This window comes from Streptococcus sp. 3874 (assembly GCF_013276425.1).
Taxonomy (GTDB): Bacteria; Bacillota; Bacilli; order Lactobacillales; family Streptococcaceae; genus Streptococcus; species Streptococcus pseudopneumoniae.
This window is the reverse complement of the sequence record NZ_VMLA01000156.1, coordinates 1-1048: the sequence shown is the minus strand read 5'-3', so window position 1 is coordinate 1048 and position 1048 is coordinate 1. Positions and strand designations below refer to the sequence as shown.

1 protein-coding gene is annotated in these 1048 nt (G+C 32.4%); it reads left to right on the top strand.

Going from position 1 to position 1048, the window contains the following annotated elements; translation table 11 throughout:
- Positions 1 to 38: 38 nt before the first annotated feature.
- Positions 39 to 1048, top strand: a 1010-nt coding sequence (locus HT703_RS11325; protein ID WP_172930100.1) for a restriction endonuclease subunit S, incomplete at its 3' end; no start/stop codon positions are given.

The window sequence follows — 1048 nt, the reverse complement described above, 5'->3', positions numbered from 1 at the left end:
TTGCTCGTCAAATCCCGATATTCCGAGGAGGTGGTTGCATGAAGAAAGTGAAATTAGGGGAATTAGTTTCTATTCAAACTGGTAAATTGGATGCCAATGCTGCAGTTGTCGGAGGTAAGTATCCATTTTTCACAACAGCAAAAGAAATTTTGTGGATTAACGATTATGTTTATGACGACGAAGTCGTTTTAGTTGCAGGAAACGGGGATTTAAATGTTAAGTATTATAAAGGAAAATTTAATGCTTATCAAAGAACTTATATTTTGAGTAATAATTCTAATGTAAAAATGAAATATCTATACTACTTTCTTGATAAGTATATAGAGATTTTGCGCTACCAGTCAATTGGAGGAGTAATAAAGTATATTAAATTTAATAATTTATCAAATGCTCTAGTTCCAATGATGAGTGTTTCTGAACAAGAAAATATTATTCAGAATTTTGAGAAAATAGATTATCTAATTTCAAAAAGAAGTCAGCAATACACGGAATTATCAAACCTTGTCAAATCCCGATTTAACGAGATGTTTGGGGATTTTTATACTACATTATTCCCCAAATATAAAATAGGTGAAAAATTTGAAGTTTCTAGTGGAAGTACACCATCAAGAGATAATAAATTATATTGGGATAGCGGAACGATTAATTGGGTAAAAACAACTGAGGTAATAAATAGAGAAATTACGGAAACTGAGGAAAAAATCACAAAATTTGCTTTAGAAAATACATCTCTTAAACTTTTTCCAGTTGATACAATATTGATTGCTATGTATGGTCAAGGACAAACAAGAGGAAGAAGTGCAATCCTCAAAGTTGAATCTACTAGCAACCAAGCATGTGGGGCTATATTTCCAAATAAAATAGACAATCCAGTTTTTATTTGGCATCAATTAATGCTAAGGTATAGCGAATTACGAGAACTTGGACGAGGAGGAAATCAACCTAATTTAAACGGTCAACTGATTAAAAATTTTGAACTGATTTTCCCCCCTCTAGCCCTCCAAAATGAGTTCGCAGACTTTGTAGCCCAGGTCGACAAATCACAATT